Here is a 22,229-nt window from a genome sequence, read left to right as displayed (position 1 = left end):
CACGGATTGAATCCACCAACGTCCCTACAAATTATTTACCCCTTGCCAAACCGTGGCCGTGGGGCTCAAGTTAGCATCAGACCTGAGCGATCGCAGATGTTGTATCCGTGGATCGTCATCCCCAAAAACTTGTATCAATGATTGAATGGGCCTCTCAGAAGTCTGAAGAAGCGCACAACATTTTAGTAAGCGGGTAACGCGATTCGAACGCGCGACATTCACCTTGGCAAGGTGACGCTCTACCACTGAGCTATACCCGCATTAAAAACCAGTGTTGGAAGCAACTTCGTTTCGCTGGTTTTGACTCTATCTAGAATCTCAAAAAAGTGTGACTATGTCAACATTTTTTTGGATTTTCTTGAGAAATTTCAGCCCTAAAGCGAGTCTGAGTTGGGAACCACGACGGCTTGAGTTGCCACTGGCATCCCAGGCGCTAAGCGAGCTGAACCATTGCCCGAGCCACTGCCCATGGCCGAGTGAATCACGCCCATGAGACTGGCCATTTCTAGAGCGCTCATGGCATAGTCCCACCCGTGGTTGGCCTTGATACCCGCCCGCTCTAGGGCCTGCTGCAGCGTATCGGTGGTGAGGACGCCAAAGATGATCGGCACGCCGGTTTGGAAACCTGCTGCTGCTACGCCCTTGGCTACCTCCGCTGCCACATAGTCAAAGTGGGGAGTCGAGCCGCGAATGACGGCTCCTAAGCAGATGATCGCGTTATATCGACCGCTGAGGGCCAATTGCCGAGCCACCAGCGGAATTTCAAAACTGCCGGGCACCCAGGCGTAGTCAACCTGGGTACCTTCGGGGTTAACGTCTATACCATGGCGCTTCAGGCAATCTTGGCAACCCTCCAGCAGCTTACCCGTAACTAAATCGTTGAATCGGCCTAGCACAATGGCAAACCGGGGAGACCCTGTGGAGACTAACGTGCCTTCAAAAACCGCCATAAATATGCTTATCTACACCACAAAGTAGTTGAGGCCGCCGACGACCACCACCAGAGCGCCCCAAATAACGGAGCCAAAGAGGATGAGTCGTTTGGACTGATCCCAATCCTGGGGAGAGGCGTAGGCTACGGGCACATACACCACCAGCACAAATGACATCAGCACCAGGGCAAACAGCGCGAGTTGAAACAGAATTACCATGGGTTTATATTTGCTCTCTCAAACACAGCAGCGGAGACGGCGGTGAACAACCTGATCAGCCCAGGCTAACAGCCACACTACCCTAACCAGTACGCTATCAGAAAGAGGCCCCGCCGGAAAGCATGGCCCTAAAAAAGGCCCGAAAATTATGGACTTAGTCCTTTGTCACACCACCGCCGATTTTGACACCTTAGGGGCTGCTGTGGGGTTGGCACGCCTGCGGCCAGGGTGTCGCATTGTGCTGACTGGGGGCTGCCATCCAACGGTGCAGCGATTTTTGGCCCTCCACCGGGACGAGTACCCGCTGATTGAGCGGCGATCGGTGGATCCTAGCCAGATTGCCCGCCTCACCCTGGTCGATGCTCAGCAGCGCGATCGCTTTGGCCCAGCCGACGATTGGATTACCCAGGCTGAACACAACCAGGTACCCATCGAGATCTACGATCACCATCCCACCAGTGCCGAGACGGTGCAGGCCCAGGAGACCACGATTGAGGCTGTGGGGGCAGCCACTACCCTAGTGGTGGAGTCCCTACAAAAAGCAAAGATTGAGCCCAGCGTGGCGGAAGCAACGGTCATGGCCTTGGGCATTCATGTCGATACCGGTTCGCTGCTGTACGAAGGGGCGACGGCGCGGGATGCCTCTGCCCTGGCTTGGCTAATGGCCCATGGGGCTAGCCTCTCGATTATTGCCGACTTTGTCGAACCGGGACTGAGCCCCACTTTGCAGGGGTTGTTGACCGAGGCCATGGCCTCCCTCCAGGTAGAGGCCGTGGGCGGCCATACGTTGGCCTGGGTGTTGCTGCGGGTGGATGGGTATGTGCCGGGTCTGTCGGGGCTGGCAGAGCGACTGATATCCCTAGCCGATGCCGATGGGCTGCTCTTTGGGGCCTACTACGCCGCCAAGGAAGAGGCGGATGCCGCTGGTTTATCAGACCGCGATCTATCCGACCCAGCGATGGGGCTGCAAAAACTCACGCTAATTGGCCGAGCCCGAGGCCGAGTGAGCGATCGCCTCGACTGGGGCACGGTGCTGACAGCCTTGGGCGGCGGTGGGCATGCTGCGGCTGCCTCGGCCAGCGTGACGACGGAGGACCCCTTAGGGACGGTACAGGAGGTCATGGCGGCGGTGCGATCGCACCTACCCCACCAGCCCATCGCCCGCGATCTGATGTCGTCGCCGGTACGCACCATTCGCCCCGACACCACGATCCATGAGGCCCAGCGGATTTTGCTGCGCTATGGCCATTCGGGTCTGTCGGTGGTCGATGAGGGCGATCGCCTGGTCGGCATCATCTCTCGCCGCGACCTGGATCTGGCTCTTCACCATGGCTTTAGCCACGCTCCGGTCAAGGGCTATATGGCCACCAATCTCAAAACCATTACCCCCGACACCCCCCTCACCGACATTGAGCACCTAATGGTGACCTACGATATTGGCCGCCTGCCGGTGCTGCATCAGGGGGCACTGGTGGGCATCGTCACCCGCACCGACCTACTGCGTCACCTACACCAGGGGCAACCCTCTCCCTCGCTCGAACCCGCTCGACTAAATCCACCTGCTGCCATCACCCTACGGCAGACCCTCGGAGCCAGTCTGTCCCCTGTCTTGCAAGGGATTTTGCGGCAAATCACCGCCGCTGCCGAGGAGCGGGGCTGGCACCTCTACTTGGTGGGCGGCGCGGTGCGCGATCTGCTGATCTGTACCGACCCAGTTGCAGCCGCCCTGCCCGACCTCGATCTAGTGGTTGATGGATTTTTCAGCACTGCCCAAGTGGGGGCTGGGGTTGACCTGGCGACTGTGGTCAAAGAACGATTTCCAGAGGTTGATCTACAGATCCATGGGCGGTTTCAAACGGCGTCGCTAGTCTGGCGTAAAGAGTTAGACCATCCTCTGGCCGGGCTGATGATTGACATTGCCACCGCCCGCACGGAGTTTTATCCCTACCCTGCCGCCAATCCCGAAGTCGAAGCTAGCTCTATTCAGCAAGACCTTTACCGCCGCGACTTTACGGTTAATGCTCTAGCATTGCGGCTTACTAATCCTGGGGCCGGACAGCTGCTTGACTACTTTGGCGGGCTCATTGACCTGCGCCAGGGCACCATTCGTGTGCTGCATGCCAACAGCTTTATTGAAGACCCGACGCGCATCTACCGAGCGGTGCGCTTTGCGGTGCGGCTGGGGTTTAGCCTTGACGCCCAGACTGAGGGCTACATTCATCACGCCATTGCCAGCGGGGCTTACAGCCAGATGCAGCACCAGATGCGGCGAGCCCCGGCCCTACAGGTGCGGCTCAAAAACGAGCTGAAATATATTCTTGAGGCACCCTACTGGGAGTCGGCGCTGGCTCTACTAGACCAGCTTGGGGCACTGCGGTGTCTCCACAGTGAGCTAACTATGACGCCCGCCCTCTGGCAACAGCTGCGACGCCTCAGTCGCTGGGCCAAGCACTTTGACTGGCCCGAGTTGGGGCCGCCCTGGCTGCTGCGGTTACAGGGGCTGCTGGCTGCCATACCGGCTGGGTTGCGATCGCCCCTGGCTGCCCATCTACAACTGCCCGATCGTGCCATTGAGCGTCTGACTAACCTCGATCAATGGGAACAGCAGTGGCAAGCCCTAGTGGCCACCAAGCCCTCGCCCAGCCAGCTGTATGCCGCCTTGAATCAAGCCGACATGCCCACTCACCTGCTCATCAGTGCGCGCCATCCTCGGCAGCTAGGCCCTACCCTGTGGCGTTACCTCATTCAGTGGGCTCCCACTGCGCCCCTGATCGACGGTGACCGGCTCAAGACCCTGGGGTATCGCCCTGGCCCCAGGTTTAGGCCGATGCTGGAGACTCTGTTTGCCGCTCAGCTCGATGGCGCGATCGCAACCCAGGCCGACGCGATCGCCTTTCTAGAGCAGCACTATCCTCAACGCTAAGGGGGCACAATCTACTGCCATATCTCCCCCGTCGGATAAAGAAAGGGGTAGAGTGGCAAAGATCAATGACTCCCTCTGCTTTTATGACCATAGCCGTGGGCACCGCCCTGCAAAATGGCACCTACGTGATCGATGCGTGGGTCACCGACGATGCCGTTGGCCCCGTCTATCTAGCGATGGATGTATCTAAGGGACAGTGGATTCAGCTGCGCATCTTGGGCAGTCGCAGTCCAGAAAACTTGCCTGAGGCTCCCCAGCGACAGGTGTTTTATCAGTACCTCGACCAGGTCAACAGCCTTAAACAGGCTGCATTTTCAGCGCGCTTAGGGGGCTTTGAAGAAGAGGGCGTCTGCTATCAAACCCTGGCCAGCCCCTCCGGCATCCCCCTCGATCGCCTGGTGACTGAGGCCAGCCCCCTAGCACCTCAACCCAGCATGGCCATTATTCAGCGCCTTGCAGACGCCTTCGAGACTCTCCACCCGCTAGGCTGGGCTGGGCTGCGATTGACCCCTGACCAGGTGTGGTACGACCCGCAGGAGCAAACCATCACCTTCACAGGATTTGATCTGCCGCCATCCACCCCCGCCATCCCAAATTCCACCGACAAAGATCAGGCTGCCTCAGAAGAATCAGCCATGGTGCGCGACCTGACCCACCTGCTGTATTTTTTGCTAACCGGTCAGCGGGCTGAGACCACCAACGCTCCCCTGGCAGTGGCGGTTCGTCGTCGTCACCCCGAGCTACCCACCGTTGTCGATACGGCCCTAGCCCTAGGCAGCCCCAGGCTTTTGAACGGGGCCACACCAACCCTGCAAGAACGACCACCCACCGTTACTTTGTCGGCGTGGAAAGCCCTCCTGCCGCGCCCCGAACAGCTACCCTCGACACCAGCACCCAGGGCGGTGCCCCAGCACTTCACTAGCCCCGCAACTCGGGCCGTATTCAGCCAATCTGATCCTGGAGCCCAACCCCAAACCACCATTGACTATCCGGCGCAGGCCAGCGCCCCGGTGGGCGCGACCCAGCATCACCGCCGTTCGCTAACAATGCTGGCTTTGGTAACGACTGGACTAATGGCCACGGCTAGTGGCTTAGGATTTGGCCTCTATGCCCGACTCCAGCCCGCTAGTTCTGCTAGCCAAGAGCGCCTCAATCCCAATCAGTCGTTCCCTCCCCTGCCTGACTGGAATGGCGATGACCTTTTGCAGCCCTGGGCCGATGCCCCCGCTCGGCGCGATCGCCCCGACTATAGCAACACCCCACCACCTGGCTCGGCACCGGTACCGGACTTCACCCCCAACCCTCAAGAACCGGCTGCCCCACCCCCAGCAGTGCCCCAGCCTGAAATTGTCCCTGAGCCTATTCCTGAACCCGTGGAAAACTGGGAAACGCCAGTAGCCCCCCAGCCTGAACCCGAGTTTGAACCCATCTTCCCTAGCGACCCCACACCGCTACCCGTGGAGCCCGCCCCGGCACCGCAGCCGCTGCCCGCACCAGTTCCTGTAGAGCCTGCTCCAACGGAGGGAGCAGCCCCACCGCCCCTATCTCCACCCCTTCAACCACCGGCCCCGGCCCCGTCGTCTAGCTAGACGGTTTGCTAAATAAACCAAAACTTAACTCAATATCCGCCCGGTGCTAGAGGAATAAGGACGTTATAATTCTCTACAGTTAAACGAAATTCTGTTACATCACCCGTTTTCCCTGAGGTTTGCCATGAGTAGCCCCGTGCTGCATGCGTTTTATGTTGGCCGCGCCCTAGCTGATGCGGTTAATGAGCGCGCCGAGCGGTTGTTGACCGATGGCTTGAGCCTGGTAGGTAAGTTTGATGCTGAGCAGCGGGAATACTTTCGCCAGTTCACCGAAGAGGTCATGACTCGGGCCCAGCAGGCCGAGGCAGAAGCTGGAGAACCCTACATGGGAAGCTCAGCATCGGCTGCGGCAGGCTCAGCCACCGATCTACAGGCCACCATCGACACCCTGCGGGCCGAAATTGCCCAAGTACGAGTTGCCTTGCAGCAGTATCGGGCTACCTCCCAGGTTTAAACACCGTCTAGGCCCCAGGCCAAGGCTGATGCCAAGAATTGTATTGGTCTGTAAGTTGCTGCCATCCCTTCTGTTCTAGGAATCTGAGTGTCTGCTGTTTCTGACTCCTCCGCATCGGCCCAGCGGCCTTCTCCTCTCGACCATGGCGAGGGTGACTTAAGCTATGTTGAAGGCACGCATGACAGCTTAAATACCTCAGGTTTTGAGACACCCTTAGACGGAGCTGAACCCATTCCACTGGCCTTAGCCAACGCGGCGAGCCTAGCTGCCGCTGCCGGTGAAAAGACGCCGCCTTTCCGTCAAGACTCCTACCGCTGGAATCGAGGCCGCTACTCTCGCCAGCGCCGCTTTGTTGACATTTGGGGTTTTGTGCTGCGGCTGCTCGGAGCGCGCTGGCTCTACGGCAAAGCCTGGAGCTACGGTGGCACCATGACTGCAGAGGCTCAGACAGCCCGGCGGCGGAAGCTGGCTGTTTGGATTCGTGAAACTCTTCTCGACCTAGGCCCCACCTTTATTAAGGTAGGGCAGCTTTTTTCAACCCGTGCCGATATTTTCCCCATTGAATTTGTGGAGGAATTGTCGAAGCTTCAGGATCGGGTACCGGCTTTCAGCTATGAGCAGGCCCGAGACATCATTGAGGCTGACTTGGGCAAGCCCATCCACACCCTCTACCGCACCTTTGACCCAATTCCGCTCGCGGCGGCTAGTCTGGGGCAGGTACACCGGGCTCAGACCCACAGTGGCGACGAGGTGGTGGTGAAAGTGCAGCGTCCGGGGCTGCGATCGCTCTTTACCATCGATCTGTCTATTCTTAAGGGTATCGCTCGCTACTTTCAGAGCCACCCTAGCTGGGGCAAAGGCCGCGACTGGCTGGGTATCTATGAAGAGTGCTGCCGCATTCTGTGGGAAGAAATTGACTACCTGAATGAGGGCCGCAATGCCGACACCTTTCGTCGCAATTTTCGCGGCGAAGATTGGGTCAACGTGCCCCGCGTCTTCTGGCGGTTGACCTCTTCCCGCGTGGTCACCCTGGAGTATATGCCGGGCATTAAAATTAGTCACTACGATGCCCTTGAAGCCGCTGGGTTAGACCGTAAGCGCCTAGCCCGATTGGGGGCTCAAGCCTACCTACACCAGCTGCTGAACAACGGCTTTTTTCACGCTGACCCCCACCCAGGCAACATTGCCGTCAGTCTCGACGGATCCTTGATCTTCTACGATTTTGGCATGATGGGCCAGGTGCAGCCGTTGACTCGCCAGCGGCTGATGAGTACATTCATGGGAGTCGCTCGGCGCGATGCTGGGCAGGTGATGGACTCCCTGGTGGAGCTGGGGGCACTGGCACAAATCGACGATATGAGCCCGGTGCGTCGTTCTATCCAGTATATTCTGGATAACTTTATGGATAAGCCCTTTGAGGAGCAGTCCATCAATGCCATTAGCGACGATCTTTACGCCGTCGCCTACGATCAGCCCTTTCGCTTTCCAGCCACCTTTACCTTTGTGATGCGGGCGTTTTCTACCTTGGAAGGGGTAGGTAAAGGGCTCGACCCCGAGTTTAACTTTATGGAAGCGGCTAAGCCGTTTGCTGCACAGCTTATGTCTAATGGCAATCCGACCGATGGAGCTAACAGTTTGCTGGGGGAACTCAGCCGCCAGGCCGCCCAGGTCAGCACCTCTGCTCTGGGTCTACCCCGGCGCATCGAAGACACCCTTGACAAACTAGAGCGCGGCGACATTCGCGTACGAGTGCGCTCGATCGAGACCGATCGCGCCCTGCGCCGGATCAGTGGGGTAACGATGGCCAATAACTACGCCATTTTGGTGGGGGCGTTTACCCTTTCGGCAACGGTACTGGTACTATCTGAGTTTGTTTGGCTGGCCCTAGTACCTGGAGTACTGGCGGTAGGCACTGGCATCGCGTTCTTGCGAGCAGTGCTTCAGGTTAACCGGGCCGATCGTCTGCCTTAATGGTTTAGCTCAAGTTTGCTATGGTGGATTGTGTTTTTTCAGGGTTATCAGATCCGGGCCTGCTGCGTACCAGCAACCAGGATGACTACTACATCGACCCTGAGGGACGATTTTTCATCGTGGCAGACGGCATGGGTGGGCACGCTGGAGGGCAGGAAGCTAGCCGCTTGGCCACCGCTGCCATTAAGACCTTTTTGCAGCAGCACTGGCACAAAGACATAGCCACTGCCCAGCTCCTAGAGCAAGCCCTGCGTCAGGCCAATAATGCCATTCTCGACGACCAGAGGCGTCACCCTGAACGGGCCGACATGGGCACTACCGTTGTGTTGGTCACCTTTCGCGACAGTGACCCGCAACCCTGGTGTGCCCACGTGGGTGACTCTCGTCTCTACCGTCTGCGGGGCCACCACCTAGAGCAACTCACCGAAGACCACACCTGGATTGCCAAGGCGATTCGGGCGGGCGAGGTCAGCTCGGCTCAATCGCGTAGCCATCCGTGGCGTCACGTGCTGTCTCAGTGTCTAGGACGCGATGACCTCACCGAAATTGATATTCAGCCCATTGAGGTGCACAGTGGCGATCGCCTGCTGCTGTGCAGCGACGGTCTCACCGAAGAATTATCGGATCATCTGATTGCGTCTCACCTCAAGTCGATTCGCGCCTGCGAGGCGGCGGCCACAGCCCTGGTCAATTCTGCTAAGCAGCGGGGGGGGCGCGACAACATCACTGTGGTAGTCGTGAATCTGTCGGCACCATCTGGCAGCGTTAACAGCTAGTTAGGGCAATAACTTTACCCTCCAATAGGTGGGTATTTTATCTGTGTTCGATCAGCCCTTCAGCCGATGCAATTGAGGCGAATATAGCTCTAAAAGCCTCTATGCGTGGCGATTGTAAATGCTGCGACTACGCAATCATGCGGGTAAAGCACCCCTGCACTGGCACTGCCCTAGCCTAAACAAAGAATCCACCAAGAAGTTTGCCCTGAGCATTTTTACTTAGCAGTCATTGCTAAAAGTTGTAAATTCTCTACCGGCAGATGACGGTTTGGGGATGACTTGCTATATTCGCTTACAAGACCAGTAAGTGGATCTTTGTCAAATGATCGTTATAATTTGTAAACCATTGCGCATTGGCTTCGGCCAGTACTGTGGTTACAACCTATTCCGGTAGAGCAGCCAGTGCTGGGATTGGTTTTCCTCAAGAAAGCTAACCTGTACCTTAGGCCGTAACTCAGGCTCAGCCTAGTCGTTACCCACTACTGGATTGTTGTTCTCTCTCTCTCTCTCAGGAGCAAATCCATGAACGAACCGATGCAACTCTCTTTAGAGCAGCAGTTTAGTTTGAGGTCCTTTGAAACTCAGGTCGACAAAATGAGTCGGGAGCAGGCCCAGCAGTTCCTAGTCAAGATGTATGAGCAGATGATGATGCGAGAGACAATGTACAAGCACTTTCTCAAGCACGAATGGGGAATTGGGCCAAATCCTCAGATGTAGGGCTAACGTCGCCAAAACAGCATGAAGACGGCGACCTCCCTCTCTTGCACGATTCTCTTGAATCAGGCCGGGGATGCTGGGGCGTCACCTTCGATGCTAAAAACTGATTAATTAGCTGCACAATCGAAGCTTGCGCTGACCTAGAGGCTACCTAATTTAATCCGCTTGTTTTTTAAGAACATTCATCAGAGCTATAGCTCTACCAAAAATTTTGATCAACCGATCGCAACGCGCTTCTGATGCTTTGTCCATTGGTGAACCAGCTATTTTAACGACCCAGTGCTTTTCTGCAGCGAGCGCACAGCACGTCGGTCAAGCCAACCTTTTCTAGCTCTCCGTTTTGCCCATTTTCGGATTTTTAAGGAATCCGACATCGCCGCCGTCGAGATCTAACCGGTTTAGCTAGCCTACAGAACCTCTGCGCAGAAGGGAGCTACGACCTTTAAGGGGTTGAAACGGCCCTGTCTAACGTTATGGTAATGGGAAGGGCTTCCCCAAGGGCCGCTGACGGCCTGGAGGAACATGCCGCAACGATTGCCAGATTGGGCGATCGCAAATTTTGTCTGCTTTGTTGCACCTGATCGGGGGACTTATGTTTCAGCGCGCGCTCATTTGTACCGACTTTACCGACGGTATTTACCGTCTTGCTCAGTTTGTGCCGAGCCTCGTCGCTGGGGGGTTTAGGTCTCTGGTGTTTTTCCACAATGTGTCGGTAGACAGTGAGCGGGAAATTCCGCGAGATAGCCCGGAGCTGCTGGAAAACTACCGCCAGCGCTTGCAGACGCTGCTGCGCGATGTGCCCGACGGTATTGATGTCGCCGTTGAAGTGCAGATGGGACGCGCCAGCGAGGGCATCTTGCGTCTGGCTAAAAAGCACCAGAGCGACGTGATTTTTTTGGGTAGCCCAACCCGCACCCTGCTGGAAGAAAAACTGTTTGGCAGCACTACTGCTGGTCTAGCCGAAAAGACGACCATTCCCATTATTATTCTGCGGCCCCAGCTCGTGTCGACCTACACGACCGCTGAGCTAAAGTTGCGCTGTGCCCACCTATTTCGCTACCTGCTAGTGCCTTACGACGGCACCCAGGGAGGCAAAAACCTGATCAAAAAAATTCATCAGCAGGTGAAGAGCAACCCCAACTCGGTGCTAGAACGGGTGCGCCTGCTGTGGGTGATTGATGAAACGATGCGCCGGGAATTGCGGGGCGATAACCCAATGAAGCAAGCCGAACAGGAACTTGACCAGCTTCAGTCGGAGCTGGCGGCCCTCAACCTAGTGGTCAATACCACCATCGTCGAAGGTAGCCCCCTAGCAGAAATTCTGAAAGCTGCTGAAATGCACGATATTGGGGCGATCGCCACCTGCTCTAGCAACCTTGGCGGCATTCTCAAGTGGTCAGCCCCCAGCCTCACCCGTGAAATTCTGCGTAGCAGCTGGCATCCAGTGCTGTTTTTCCCTTCCTAAGCCCGCCCCCTGTGAGCGCTAACGACGCTAGTCAGAGAGGCTAGAGCCTGTATCGACGTAGATCGACTCCAGCTTTTGCAGCACCTTGGCTTTGAGCTTGGTCTGGAGTTCGTTGCGCAACAGGTCGCGGCTAGTGGCGATCGCCCCAGTAGAGGGGCGACTGCGGGCGGTCAGCGCCCATTCCTGGAGCAGACTGCGCTGAGGGTCAGAGACGCTACAGCTCAGCACATGGGCACAGGGACGCGGGTTCTCGAGGGCAAAGAGCAGCAGCTTATAGGTGCCGGTTTTACCCAGCAATCCAGCCATATCTTGGCCCAAGGCAGTTTTGAGATCGAGATAGCAGGGCAGCCAGCGCGCGCCATAGGAGCTGCTATAGAGCACTGTCAGCCAGAGCATCATGGGGTGGGGAGCCATGGTGCAGATAAAGGTGTTGTAGCGGGTGCTGACTAGCCGCCGGTTAATTTCGGCCTCGGGCATCATCGCCCACAGGGTCGCTAGTGGCCCCTGACTGGTGGGCAGCGAGTGGGGAAAGACAATCTCGGCTATGGGCTTGGCGGTGGGCCACACGGTTAGCTTACAAACCTGGTCGTCCTTGAGCGATTCGGTGGCCGTTGGCTGGCGAGTGACCGGCACCCGGGTGAGGGTAGTGCTAATCCGCTGGCTAATGCGAAAACCGTTGACGTAGCGAGATTGGAGCGGCTCTAAAATCTGCAAAATTTCCTGAGTGCTCTGGGGGCGATCTTCAGCGAGCTTAGCCATACAGCTCATCACCAGGTCTTCGAGCAACTTAGGAATTTTAATGCTGCTGGCCACCTCGCTCATTAGCTTGGGCGACTGGGTCTGGTGCACCTTGTACCAGCCACCAAAGGTATGGCTGCTGGCCCGGAGAGGCAAATGGCCAGTCAGCATTTGAAACATCATCACCCCGAGGCTGTAGATGTCGGAGCGACCGTCGAGCTCACGGCCCTCCATTTGCTCAGGGGAAGCGTAGGCCAGAGTACCCATAAAGCAGTTGGTCTGATCGCTATCGACCTGCATGAGTTTGGCAATGCCAAAGTCTAAGATCTTCGCCAGCTCCCCTAGGGTAGGGTCTTGCACGATCATAATATTGCTGGGCTTGATGTCGCGATGAATAATCGGCACCGGCTCAGGCTGGGTTTTGAGAATAATGCCTTCGTGGGCGGTCTGAAGACCCAGGCAAATTTGCCGAATCAGGCCCAAAAAACGAGGCATAGGCAGGGGTTGAAGATTGAGCAGATGGCTGAGACTTTGCCCCTGTAGATATTCCATGACGTAGAAAGGCACGCCTTCGTCGCTGACGCCATAGTCGGTGACGCGTACTACGTGAATGCTTTTTTGACCTAGCTGGGCACAGGTCATGGCCTCCTGCATGAAGCGCTCGCGCATTTTTTCGCCGGGCAGGGTTTGGGAAAGCAGCTTGATCGCTACCTTCACACTGCCCAGCAGCAGGTCTTCGGCTAGATACACCCGACCCATTGAACCCTGGCCAAGAGGTTCTAACAATTCGTAGCGATTTGCTAATTTACAGCCTAGGTTTGAGTCAGCCATAGAATGGTATTAGCCAGAAGGCAGGGAGGGGCAGGCAAGGGGGATGCATTGAAGGAGGATATAAGCTGAGAGTGGCGACGGATTTGGGGCCAAAGATCAAACCGATTCACTCAACTCTGTGAGCTGTTCGTTGGCAAGCGGGGCCACGAACCGTAGCTAGCCCAGTCGTGTGATCCCTAGGGTTAGGCCAGGGTACTGGGGTGGCCCACTGATACCCTGCTGACTAAGATCCAACCCAATTGTGCGCCCTGCAATACTTCGGACTGGGCTCAGCCAGCAGCCAAGAACCATAGAATTAATATGCCCAGCTGCATCTAAAAGGTGTTGTTTTTACTGTAGTACATTCTCCTAGAAGCACTTATAGAGAGGCCGTTCACATTCCTGGCGCTGAGGCCCCTTGCAGATGCAGGGTTGCTTCCATCGCGCTGGTCAGGTAGTGGCCGGTCATAATGCCGCTAGAGAGGTGGTAGCGATCGTGGTCGAGGCGATATAGGGTCTCAAACCCCGTGCGGCGCTGGCGATCGCCCAAAGCCCAGTAGCGCTGAATAATCGAGTCTGGGGCCACCCAGCCCTCGCCCTCTACTCGACCCAGCAGACTGTGCTGCAGCACGAAGGTGTATTGGCAGTCGCCGCTGGTCAATCGACCCCGATACTGAAGCGCCATCTCGCTGGGCTGGGTATCGGGCAAAGCCAGCTTCATCACCATCGTGAACCAGTCGTCGCGACTCCAGGCGACTAAAATTTTTCCCTTCACTGGCGTAGGTAGCCGATCGCGCTCCATCCAGCTACCCTGGAGCGTCCACCGGCCAGGCTCAATTAAAAAGCTATGGTCCACACAATGCTCCCTCAGCCGTTCCCATGGGCCGGAACATCGGTTGTGTCGCTGCTAATGTCCGGCATAGCCCGCTGTCCGCTGTCCCGTGCTTCTCAAGCATACGCCCTATTGCTCAGACTGGGGTATGGGGCTTCGGCAACCGCTAAACCTAGCGAGGCAGGGCAATATTATGACCCTGCCCGAGCACCACGGAGCGGCTGGCTCCGGTAACGGTGGGCAGGTTGCCGGGGAAGCCCTGGCGATACCAATAGCCCAATACCGCAAAGGCGATCGCTTCCTTATAGTTAGCTGACACTCCCACCGCGTCAGTGGTCTGCACCACGATCTCGGGTAGCTGCGCCTGGAGACACGCCATCAGCACTGGGTTTTGGCTGCCGCCGCCGCACACCAGCAGGCGATCGGGCAGGGCAGGCAAAAAGGTGCGGTACTCGTGGGCTACCGAGGCCGCCGTAAACTCGGTCAGGGTCGCCACCAAGTCCTGCGGCGCTAACCCTTCTTCTTGGGCATCTTGGCGGCAACGATTAAAGAAATCCCAGCCAAACAGTTCGCGCCCGGTGGATTTTGGCGGCGGCTGCGTGAAGTAGGGGTGCTCTAGCCACCGGCTGATCAGCGGTAGGCAGGGCACGCCCTGCGCCGCCCAAGCGCCGTCGACATCGTAGGTGAGTGCCCCCGCCGATAAGCTATGGACGGCTATGTCAATCAGGGAATTGGCTGGCCCCGTATCCCAGCCCAGCACCTTGGGGGCGCTGCCCTGGCGATTCCAGGGGGGCAGGTAGGCGACATTGCCAATGCCGCCCAGGTTTTGCACGCAGCGCCGCTCGGTGGGGTGGCTGAGCAGGCAGAGATCGACGATCGGCGCGAGCGGTGCCCCTTCGCCCCCGGCCTCGATATCCGCTTGACGAAAGTTGCTGACGGTGGGCAGGTTAGTCTGCTGGGCGATCGCCACCCCGCGCCCCAGTTGCAGCGTGTAGGCCAGCTGGGCTGGCCCCTGATCGGGCCGCGCTGGGCGGCCTACTGGACGGTGAAAGACCGTCTGCCCATGGGAGGCAATCAGGTCGGCGGGGCCAGCCTGGGCGAGGAGCGCCTGGGCCGCTGCCGCAAAGGTCTGGGCCACGGCGTCGTCGAGGGCCGCAAGCTGGTCGAGGGCGATCGCTTCCCCCGCGCAGAGGGCCAAAATCTGTCGGCGCAGCTCGTCGGGGTAGGGATAGGCTAACCCCTCAACCAACGACACCGTCAGGTCGTAGCCCTGCCCATCTAGCTCAACGAGGGCAGCATCAATGCCGTCAACCGAGGTGCCGCTAATGAGTCCAATTACGCGCATGGGCTATACCGGTAGACGCTCTAGACCTCGATTGCTGCCAATCACCACCATCAGCCCCCCCGCTTTGAGTCGAGTGACAGGGCTGGGGTTGATCTCAAACTGCTCAGGCTCGTTGTCTTGGCTAATCGCCAGCAAGGTGAGTTCGTAGCGGTTGCGCAGGTCAAGGTCAACAATGGTTTTTTGGTCAAAGGCCTGGGGCACAATGATCTCGGCAATACAGTGGTTGGGGTCAATCTCGAAGCGATCGAGAATGCCGGGGGAGGTCAGCGATCGCGCCAGCTCACAGCCCATCTCGTGCTCTGGGAAGACGACGTGATCGGCTCCGACGCGATCGAGTAGCTTGCCGTGGATCTCTGACGAGGCCTTAGCCACCACATTTTTTACCCCCGCCTCTTTTAGATTGAGGGTAGTGATAATGCTTTCTTCGACATAGTTGCCGATCGCCACAATCACCGTATCAAAGTCGGTGATGCCCGCTTCGCGGAGAGCCGACGGCTGGGTACTATCTAGCTGGAGAGCATGGGCGGCAATTTGGTCAGTCATTGCCTGGCTAACATGGACTTCGTTGGTATCGACAGCTAGCACTTCATAGCCCAGGTTGTTGAGGGTGGCGCAAACCGCTCGACCAAACCGCCCTAAACCAATTACAGCAAACTGGCGATTGGGCGATCGCATTTTGCGCAAAAACGTCAGCGATGACAAATTCACAACCGTAGTTTTACCTCGTTAAAAAGCACTGCTCTGTCCTTAGACCGATCAGATCTTATCACTCACTACTGTATCCCCAGTATCAGCAGGGTTTCAGCCAATAGCTGTACGGCGAGAATTCTTTTTTGCTAGGCTAGCCTAATGGTTTTGGCCCAAAGGGTAAAGTAGGGACGTGAATATACAACTTGGTCGTGGCAAAGTAGTCCGTAGAGCGTACGGCATTGATGAAATTGCCCTGGTGCCTGGGCCTCGCACCCTAGACCCAAGCCTGGCCAACACTCGTTGGCAAATTGGCGGCATTGAGCGTGAGATTCCCATCATCGCCAGCGCTATGGATGGCGTGGTAGATGTCGGCATGGCCATTCGGCTCTCAGAGCTGGGGGCCTTAGGGGTACTTAATTTGGAGGGCATTCAAACCCGCTACGATGACCCCAATCCCATCCTCGACAAAATTGCCTCAGTGGGCAAAGAGGAGTTTGTCGGTCTGATGCAGACCCTCTACGCCGAACCGATCAAGCCTGAGCTGATCACCAAGCGCATTCAAGCCATCAAGGCGGGCGGTGGCGTGGCTGCCGTGAGCCTCACCCCCGCCGGGGCGGCTCGGTTTGGCAAGACAGTGGCCGAAGCCGGGGCCGATCTGGTGTTTGTGCAAGCCACGGTGGTCTCGACTGCCCACCTGTCTCCGGCAGACATTAGCCCGCTCGACCTGGCCGCTTTCTGCGCTGAAATGCCCATGCCGGTGATTTTGGGCAACTGCGTCACCTACGAGGTCGCTCTCAATCTGATGAAGGCTGGGGCTGCCGCCGTCATGGTGGGCATTGGTCCCGGTGCCGCCTGCACCTCTCGCGGCGTGCTGGGCATTGGCATTCCCCAGGCGACTGCTGTGGCTGACTGCGCCGCCGCCCGCGACGACTTTTTTGCCGAAACTGGGCGCTATGTGGCGATCGTCGCCGATGGCGGCTTGGTTACCGGCGGCGACATTTGCAAGTGCATCGCCTGTGGAGCCGACGGGGTGATGATCGGCTCGCCCTTTGCCCGCGCCGCCGAAGCGCCAGGTCGCGGCTTCCACTGGGGCATGGCCACCCCCAGCCCGGTGCTGCCCCGAGGCACCCGCATCAAAGTGGGCACCACTGGCAGTCTGGAGCAAATTCTGCGTGGCCCCGCTGGGCTAGACGACGGCACCCACAACTTCTTAGGGGCGCTGCAAACCAGCATGGGCACCCTAGGTGCCAAAGACCTGAAGGAGATGCAGCAGGTGGAGGTAGTGATTGCCCCCTCGCTGCTGACCGAGGGTAAGGTCTACCAGAAAGCTCAGCAGCTCGGCATGGGTAAATAAGCCAATCTGTTAGAGACTCGATTGTTTGCGAAATGGCTTTTGGAAATCTAAATTTCCAAAAGCCATTTTTTATAAGAGTTCTAGGGCATCGCTATTGAAGTAAGCTACCCAGAATTTTGGCCGGTAAGTTTGCCGAAGAGACATCCAGGCTTTGTTGAATAGACAGTTGGTGCAGCAAAGCTTAGGGCTGAAGCCAAAGAGTTGAGGTATTGGGTCAAGTTGTTATGGAGGCTCTAGGTTCACCAACATAAAAAAACTGGCTTTGACAATATTCTGTCAAAGCCAGTTAGGTTTGGGGGTTAGAAAGAAACTGAACGATCGCCCACTACCAGCTTCGAGTCGGAGCCAGCGCATGGCCACGAATCAGGCTGCCCATGGTCTTGGCGGTGATTTTCATCTGCACCAGGGGGTTGGCGGGCACCACGGTTTTGTAGAGGTAGCTGTCGAAGGTGAGCTTCTGCACATCGATGTCAGAGCACATTTCGACAAAGGCCTCGCGGGTGGCGTCGGAGCGGTAGAAGACCGTTTGCAGCAGATCCAGCACCTTGTAGGTAATGCCGTACTGCTTATCCCAACGCTTCAGGTAAACCTTAAGGTCGGCTTCAGTGGGGATGCGCTGGCCGTTGTTAGAAAACTCCACAATGGTTTCGGCGCACATGCGGGCTGACTTGGCGGCGAAGTAGATGCCCTCACCAGAAGATTTGGTGACGGTACCGGCAGCATCGCCGACCAGCGCTACTCGACCGACGACGCGGCGGGGTCTGGGGTGCTCAGGAATGGGGTGCGCTTCTACTTTGATGATTTCGCCACCCTCTAGACGCTTAGCGGCGCGGGCGCGAATCCCGGCCTGAAGCTTCTTAATTTGAGCCTGGTTCACCCGCATGGTGCCGGTGCCGACGGCGACGTGGTCATACTTGGGGAACACCCAGGCGTAGAAGTCGGGGGAAACGTCGTTGCCCACGTACATCTCGGCCAGGTCTTCGTAGTAGGCCATTTTGTCTTCGGGCAGGCGAATGCGCTCTTGGAAGGCGATCGCATAGTTATAATCCCCAGCCTTGATCGCCTTGGCAACGCGAGAGTTGGCCCCATCGGCCCCAATCACCAGATCGACCTGAAGCGACTTGTTGTCGCCCACCAGCCCGTCTTCGCGGTGCTCGGTGTAGTGGAGGGTATAGGCCCCCGTCTCGGTGGTGGGGATTTCGAGGGTGTGAACGGTGCCGTTGATGAGTTTCGCTCCGTGCTGGGCGGCGCGATCGCGCAAAAAGCCATCCATCACCTCGCGGCGGCACATGCCAATATATTCATCATCTTTGAGGGTGGCGCCGATGTTGACCTCAACGTTGGAGGGGGAAATCATCTTCATCTTGCGCACGCGGCGATCGATGATTTCTGGTGGCAAATCAAATTCTTCGACCATGCACAGGGGAATGGCCCCGCCGCAGGGCTTGGCGTTGTCGAGCTTGCGCTCAAAGAGGTACGTTTCAATACCGGCTTTAACTAGTGTCTCAGCAGCCGAGGAGCCTGCTGGACCTGATCCTACTACTGCTACCCGAAGTACCAAGGGTGCTTACTCCACTATTGCAAAAAGCTACGAGGGCATCGTATCACGGGATTTTTGGCATTTTGGGCCACTCTCAAGGGTTGTAACTCGATTGAAACACTCGTTTACATTGAGATACGGCAAACGGGCAAAGTTCTATTCGTTGGCCAGAGAAAAATCTATGGCGGGTGAAGTGTTCACAGATGGCGCTTTATATCCGTTCACTCACCCCGAGATTTCGGTTCTTCGGTGAGCGCGATGCCTAACTCATCCACCAGCCAGTTGATTACCTGCTGACGTTCACCGGGGGTGAGGTAAAAGCGGCCCGTTTGGCGGAGGCGATCGTTCATGTCCTCGACATCGGCCAGGGTAAATAGCCCAGCGGTGGTGCCCAGGGTGCAGAGAATATCATCTTGCCCCTGCTCGTCAAGCCCGCCGTAGCGGTAGCGGGCAATGTGCTGACCTAGGCGGGTGAAGTCGTAGCTGTCTTGGGAGAGCCGCTGCTTTTTGGCATCGGGAATTGGCTCTCCCGCCGCTATCTTGGCGTAGTCGGTGTCGAGCATGTCGAGGTGGACAATGCGGGGCTGAGGGTGAGAACTCACGCGGTTTCCTTTGGCCCTAGCTGGCCAGATAGTCTGGCCAGAAATGTTCTAACCAGAGGTATCAGGGTAACTGAGCCCCCTGGGGCGGCTCTGATTCTGCTGAATGTTTTTCAAAACCGGGCCAGGGCCGTTGCATTCTGAAATACAGTCCGTCAAGAATTAATTGGCCCAACGTCGGGGAGCCGATCAGGTCACGTATTGAAACCCCTAGCCGAGAGCGGCAATTTCCAGAGCCTGATAGGCGTCTTCGCTCAGCAGGTCAGCCTCAGACTGAACGCGATCGAGAAACACCTTGCCCTCTAGATGGTCGGCCTCGTGTTGAAAGATGCGGGCAACGAAGCCCTGCCAAATCTGGCGGTGGGGTTGCCCGTGGCGATCGCAGTATTCCACCTCAACGGTTTGATGACGCGGCACCTGACCCCGCACTCCCGGCACGCTGAGACAGCCCTCCCAGCCCAGCTCTAGCTGATCGCTGGCCGATACCAGACGAGGGTTAACCAGCACCGTCGGCTCCATCAGAGGGGCATGGGGGTAGCGCAGGTTGGGGCGTGAGGCGATCACCAATATCCGTAGCGAGTGGCCCAGCTGGGGGGCGGCAATGCCGACGCCGTTAGCAGTGCGCACTGTTGCCAACAGCTGGTCAATTAGCTGTTGGACGGCTTCATCTTCCACCGCAGCTACGGGCTTGGCAACCTGGCGCAGCACCGGATGGCCCAGGGTTAGCAGCGGGGTTGGGCATGGCTCTGGAATGGTCATAGATAGGCCTTAGGGATCGTATAGAGTAAACCGGGGACGGGGTTAGCTGAGCAATATTGTATACATCTTCCCCAGAGGCTAGGGTCCTATGGTTCAATAGACCAGCGGGACGCCTCTGGTGCTTGGCTCACTGCGGCACTATGGGATCCATTTTTTATCAAAGCGCTATATGTAGAATCAGGGACATTTTTTATCTATCTATCTAGTACCCTATAGATCCAAGATCGCTGTTTGGCCTGAGCTGTCCCAGTCTACGGCTAAGTTTCGGGAGAGCGGTTTCACCGCCTTGGAAAGCCCCAGTTCTGGTGTCAGAATGCTAGCGGGCTAAGGAGTGGTGGCCCAATCAGCTACTCATGCGCGATGTCTGCCTTCGGGCAGCGGTTATTTACGAGGTAAACCGTGGATCAGGCCCTAAATCGGTTGTGGGAAGAGGTGCTGAGCCAGCTTCAGGTGGAGCTGAGCCGACCCACCTTTGAAACCTGGATTAAGCCTGCTCAGGCACAGACTCTGAGCGATCGCGCCCTGGTGATATCGACCCCCAACCCCTTTGCCCGCAATTGGGTGCAGAAGCATTACGCAGGCACCATTATTCAAGTCGTCAACAATATTTTGGGCAAGGCCATTGAGCTTCAAGTGACGGTGGTGCCCGACGGGGATGACGCCTCGGCGGCGCTGCGACCCATGGCTGAGGTCAACTGGCCAGCTTCGTCCCCGTCCCTGCCCGCTCACTCGACCCCGGCGTTGCCTGCCCGTGCAATACCGGCGGAGCCACCTGCAGCGGCCCAAGAGCATTACAACGATCTCAACCACAAAGCCGTGTTTTCGCGTTTTGTGGTGGGGGCCAACAACCGCATGGCCCACGCGGCGGCTCTAGCGGTGGCCGAGTTGCCAGGGCGTGAGTTTAACCCGCTGTTTTTGTGCGGCGGGGTCGGCCTGGGCAAAACCCACCTGATGCAGTCCATCGGCCACTACCGGCGAGAAATTGCCCCCCAGGCGCGGGTGGCTTACGTCAGCACAGAGCAATTCACCAACGACCTGATCACCGCCATCCGCCGCGACAGCATGCAGCACTTTCGCTCCCACTATCGGGATGTGGATATTTTGCTGGTGGACGACATTCAGTTCATTGAGGGCAAGGAATACACCCAGGAGGAGTTTTTCCACACCTTCAACACGCTCCACGAGGCGGGCAAGCAGATTGTGCTGGCCTCAGACCGGCCCCCCAACCAGATTATGCGGCTGCAAGACCGGCTGATCTCGCGGTTTTCCATGGGTCTGATTGCCGACATTCAGCCCCCCGACTATGAGACCCGGATCGCCATTCTGCAAAAGAAGGCGGAGTACGAGCAGGTGGATCTGCCCCGAGAGGCAATCGAGTACATCGCCGCTAGCTATACCTCTAATATTCGCGAGCTGGAGGGGGCGTTGATTCGCGCGATCGCCTACACGTCGATCTCGGGCCTGTCCATGACCGTCGAAAACCTAATGGCGGTGCTGAATCCGCCAGGGGACAAAATCGAAGCGTCGCCCAGTTCAGTCCTAGCGGTGGTGTCTGAGCAGTTTGGTGTCTCAGTGGAAGATTTAAAGGGGGCCTCGCGGCGGCGGGAGATTAGCCAAGCCCGGCAGATCGGCATGTATCTGATGCGCCGTCACACCGATCTCAGCCTGCCTAAAATTGGCGATGCCTTTGGCGGCAAAGACCACACCACGGTGCTCTACAGCTATACCAAAATTGAGAAGCTGCTGAAGCGCGATCTAGATTTGGCCCAGACCATTCGGCAGCTCGGCGATCGCCTGAGTATGAGCGAGCGGGGAAGGTGAGGAGTCGGGGGTGGGGAGATGGGGAAGATGGGGTCGTTTGGGCTGTGGACGGGTGGGGTTTGAGGGATTAGGCCAACTTAATTGCTCCTGTGGTGATGGCGATTGAAGTTCCTGAAAATTCTGTGCAGGTTGAAAGTCGGGCGGAGTGGCGCGAGTGGCTAGCGGCGAACCACACCCGCCCCGCAGGCATCTGGCTGATCACCTACAAGAAACGGTCGGGTCGGCCCTACGTTTCCTACGATGAGGTGGTCGAAGAAGCGCTGTGTTTTGGCTGGATCGACAGCAAGGGCAACAAGCTTGACGACGATCGCACCATGCTGTGGATGGCTCCGCGCCAGCCCGGTACCGGCTGGTCGGCGCTCAACAAACGGCGAATTGCCGCCCTGACCGAGGCGGGGGTGATGATGCCGCTGGGGTTAGCAAAAATTGAGGCGGCGAAACTGGATGGATCGTGGGAGTTGTTGGACGCGATCGAGCGTCTGGAGGTGCCAGCGGATCTGGCGGCGGCTTTTCGGGAGAATGACCTCGCCAAGGCTAATTTTGAGGCGTTTCCGCGTTCGGCCAAGCGGGGCATTTTGGAATGGATTGCCAGTGCCAAGCGGGCCGAAACGCGGCATCGCCGTATTGCCGAAACGGTGGACTTAGCCGCCCAAAATATTCGCGCCAATAGCTGGCCCAAGCGCCCCGGCTAGGGG

Annotated in this window: 19 protein-coding genes and 1 tRNA gene; 10 read left to right on the top strand and 10 right to left on the bottom strand. The window is 57.5% G+C overall.

The genetic code is table 11. The features are described 5' to 3' along the window. Nucleotides 1-188: 188 nt before the first annotated feature. From H6G07_RS10645 to psbZ, 3 genes are all read right to left on the bottom strand, one after another. Nucleotides 189-260 (bottom strand) — tRNA-Gly (locus H6G07_RS10645). Between the two features lie 114 nt (nt 261-374). Beyond that, nucleotides 375-950: a 6,7-dimethyl-8-ribityllumazine synthase gene (ribH, locus tag H6G07_RS10640; protein WP_073608304.1), complete on the bottom strand. Its 576-nt coding sequence runs from the start codon at nt 948-950 to the stop codon at nt 375-377. A gap of 12 nt (nt 951-962) precedes the next feature. Further along, the gene (psbZ, locus tag H6G07_RS10635; protein WP_017301429.1) at nt 963-1,151 is read right to left on the bottom strand and encodes a photosystem II reaction center protein PsbZ; all 189 of its coding nucleotides are present in this window, start codon (nt 1,149-1,151) and stop codon (nt 963-965) included. Between the two features lie 148 nt (nt 1,152-1,299). Between psbZ and H6G07_RS10630 the strand changes: the two genes are divergently transcribed. The 7 genes from H6G07_RS10630 to H6G07_RS10600 all read left to right on the top strand — a co-directional run bounded on the left by H6G07_RS10630 (nt 1,300) and on the right by H6G07_RS10600 (nt 11,046). After that, nucleotides 1,300-4,074 (top strand): CBS domain-containing protein, encoded by a 2,775-nt coding sequence (locus tag H6G07_RS10630; RefSeq protein ID WP_073608305.1) that lies wholly within the window; start codon nt 1,300-1,302, stop codon nt 4,072-4,074. Nucleotides 4,075-4,139: 65 nt separating this feature from the next. Beyond that, entirely contained in the window at nt 4,140-5,663 is a 1,524-nt protein-coding gene (locus H6G07_RS26680) for a serine/threonine-protein kinase (RefSeq protein WP_139297017.1), read from the top strand. A 124-nt stretch (nt 5,664-5,787) separates the two neighbouring features. Continuing rightward, a complete protein-coding gene (locus tag H6G07_RS10620; RefSeq protein ID WP_073608307.1) occupies nt 5,788-6,117 on the top strand; it encodes a DUF6825 family protein in 330 nt (109 codons plus the stop codon). Nucleotides 6,118-6,354: 237 nt separating this feature from the next. Then, nucleotides 6,355-8,088 carry an ABC1 kinase family protein gene (locus H6G07_RS10615; RefSeq protein ID WP_073608425.1) on the top strand — a complete coding sequence of 578 codons (1,734 nt, stop codon included), beginning with the start codon at nt 6,355-6,357 and terminating at the stop codon, nt 8,086-8,088. Nucleotides 8,089-8,108: 20 nt separating this feature from the next. Then, complete coding sequence (locus H6G07_RS10610) at nt 8,109-8,864, top strand: PP2C family protein-serine/threonine phosphatase (protein WP_073608308.1); 756 nt, start codon at nt 8,109-8,111, stop codon at nt 8,862-8,864. Nucleotides 8,865-9,386: 522 nt separating this feature from the next. Next, nucleotides 9,387-9,581 carry an NblA/ycf18 family protein gene (locus tag H6G07_RS10605; RefSeq protein WP_073608309.1) on the top strand — a complete coding sequence of 65 codons (195 nt, stop codon included), beginning with the start codon at nt 9,387-9,389 and terminating at the stop codon, nt 9,579-9,581. A gap of 592 nt (nt 9,582-10,173) precedes the next feature. Further along, entirely contained in the window at nt 10,174-11,046 is an 873-nt protein-coding gene (locus H6G07_RS10600) for a universal stress protein (protein ID WP_073608310.1), read from the top strand. 27 nt (nt 11,047-11,073) lie between these two features. Here the strand turns inward: H6G07_RS10600 and H6G07_RS10595 are convergent, their stop codons facing one another. The 4 genes from H6G07_RS10595 to H6G07_RS10580 form a co-directional block, all read right to left on the bottom strand. After that, the gene (locus H6G07_RS10595) at nt 11,074-12,615 is read right to left on the bottom strand and encodes a serine/threonine protein kinase (protein ID WP_190740707.1); all 1,542 of its coding nucleotides are present in this window, start codon (nt 12,613-12,615) and stop codon (nt 11,074-11,076) included. A gap of 373 nt (nt 12,616-12,988) precedes the next feature. Then, entirely contained in the window at nt 12,989-13,450 is a 462-nt protein-coding gene (locus H6G07_RS10590; protein ID WP_073608312.1) for a hypothetical protein, read from the bottom strand. A 148-nt stretch (nt 13,451-13,598) separates the two neighbouring features. Next, nucleotides 13,599-14,771, bottom strand: a complete 1,173-nt coding sequence (locus H6G07_RS10585; RefSeq protein WP_073608313.1) for an anhydro-N-acetylmuramic acid kinase — start codon at nt 14,769-14,771, stop codon at nt 13,599-13,601. A gap of 3 nt (nt 14,772-14,774) precedes the next feature. Beyond that, nucleotides 14,775-15,479 carry a potassium channel family protein gene (locus H6G07_RS10580; RefSeq protein WP_073608314.1) on the bottom strand — a complete coding sequence of 235 codons (705 nt, stop codon included), beginning with the start codon at nt 15,477-15,479 and terminating at the stop codon, nt 14,775-14,777. A 172-nt stretch (nt 15,480-15,651) separates the two neighbouring features. On the opposite strand from H6G07_RS10580, the gene H6G07_RS10575 reads away from it, so the two are divergent. Then, nucleotides 15,652-16,815, top strand: a complete 1,164-nt coding sequence (locus tag H6G07_RS10575) for a GuaB3 family IMP dehydrogenase-related protein (protein WP_073608315.1) — start codon at nt 15,652-15,654, stop codon at nt 16,813-16,815. 325 nt (nt 16,816-17,140) lie between these two features. Here the strand turns inward: H6G07_RS10575 and chlP are convergent, their stop codons facing one another. The 3 genes from chlP to def all read right to left on the bottom strand — a co-directional run bounded on the left by chlP (nt 17,141) and on the right by def (nt 19,713). Further along, nucleotides 17,141-18,376 carry a geranylgeranyl reductase gene (gene chlP, locus H6G07_RS10570; RefSeq protein WP_073608316.1) on the bottom strand — a complete coding sequence of 412 codons (1,236 nt, stop codon included), beginning with the start codon at nt 18,374-18,376 and terminating at the stop codon, nt 17,141-17,143. 200 nt (nt 18,377-18,576) lie between these two features. After that, complete coding sequence (locus tag H6G07_RS10565; RefSeq protein WP_199312020.1) at nt 18,577-18,957, bottom strand: hypothetical protein; 381 nt, start codon at nt 18,955-18,957, stop codon at nt 18,577-18,579. Nucleotides 18,958-19,164: 207 nt separating this feature from the next. After that, entirely contained in the window at nt 19,165-19,713 is a 549-nt protein-coding gene (gene def / locus H6G07_RS10560; RefSeq protein WP_073608318.1) for a peptide deformylase, read from the bottom strand. 399 nt (nt 19,714-20,112) lie between these two features. Between def and dnaA the strand changes: the two genes are divergently transcribed. Both dnaA and H6G07_RS10550 read left to right on the top strand, forming a co-directional pair. After that, entirely contained in the window at nt 20,113-21,534 is a 1,422-nt protein-coding gene (gene dnaA, locus H6G07_RS10555; protein ID WP_073608319.1) for a chromosomal replication initiator protein DnaA, read from the top strand. Between the two features lie 95 nt (nt 21,535-21,629). Beyond that, a complete protein-coding gene (locus H6G07_RS10550) occupies nt 21,630-22,226 on the top strand; it encodes a YdeI/OmpD-associated family protein (protein WP_073608320.1) in 597 nt (198 codons plus the stop codon). The last annotated feature ends 3 nt before the right edge of the window (nt 22,227-22,229 follow it).

The organism is Phormidium tenue FACHB-1052, assembly GCF_014696675.1.
Classification (GTDB): Bacteria; Cyanobacteriota; Cyanobacteriia; order Phormidesmidales; family Phormidesmidaceae; genus Nodosilinea; species Nodosilinea tenuis_A.
The sequence above is the reverse complement of the archived record's forward strand: the minus strand, read 5'-3'. Positions and strand labels throughout refer to the sequence as shown.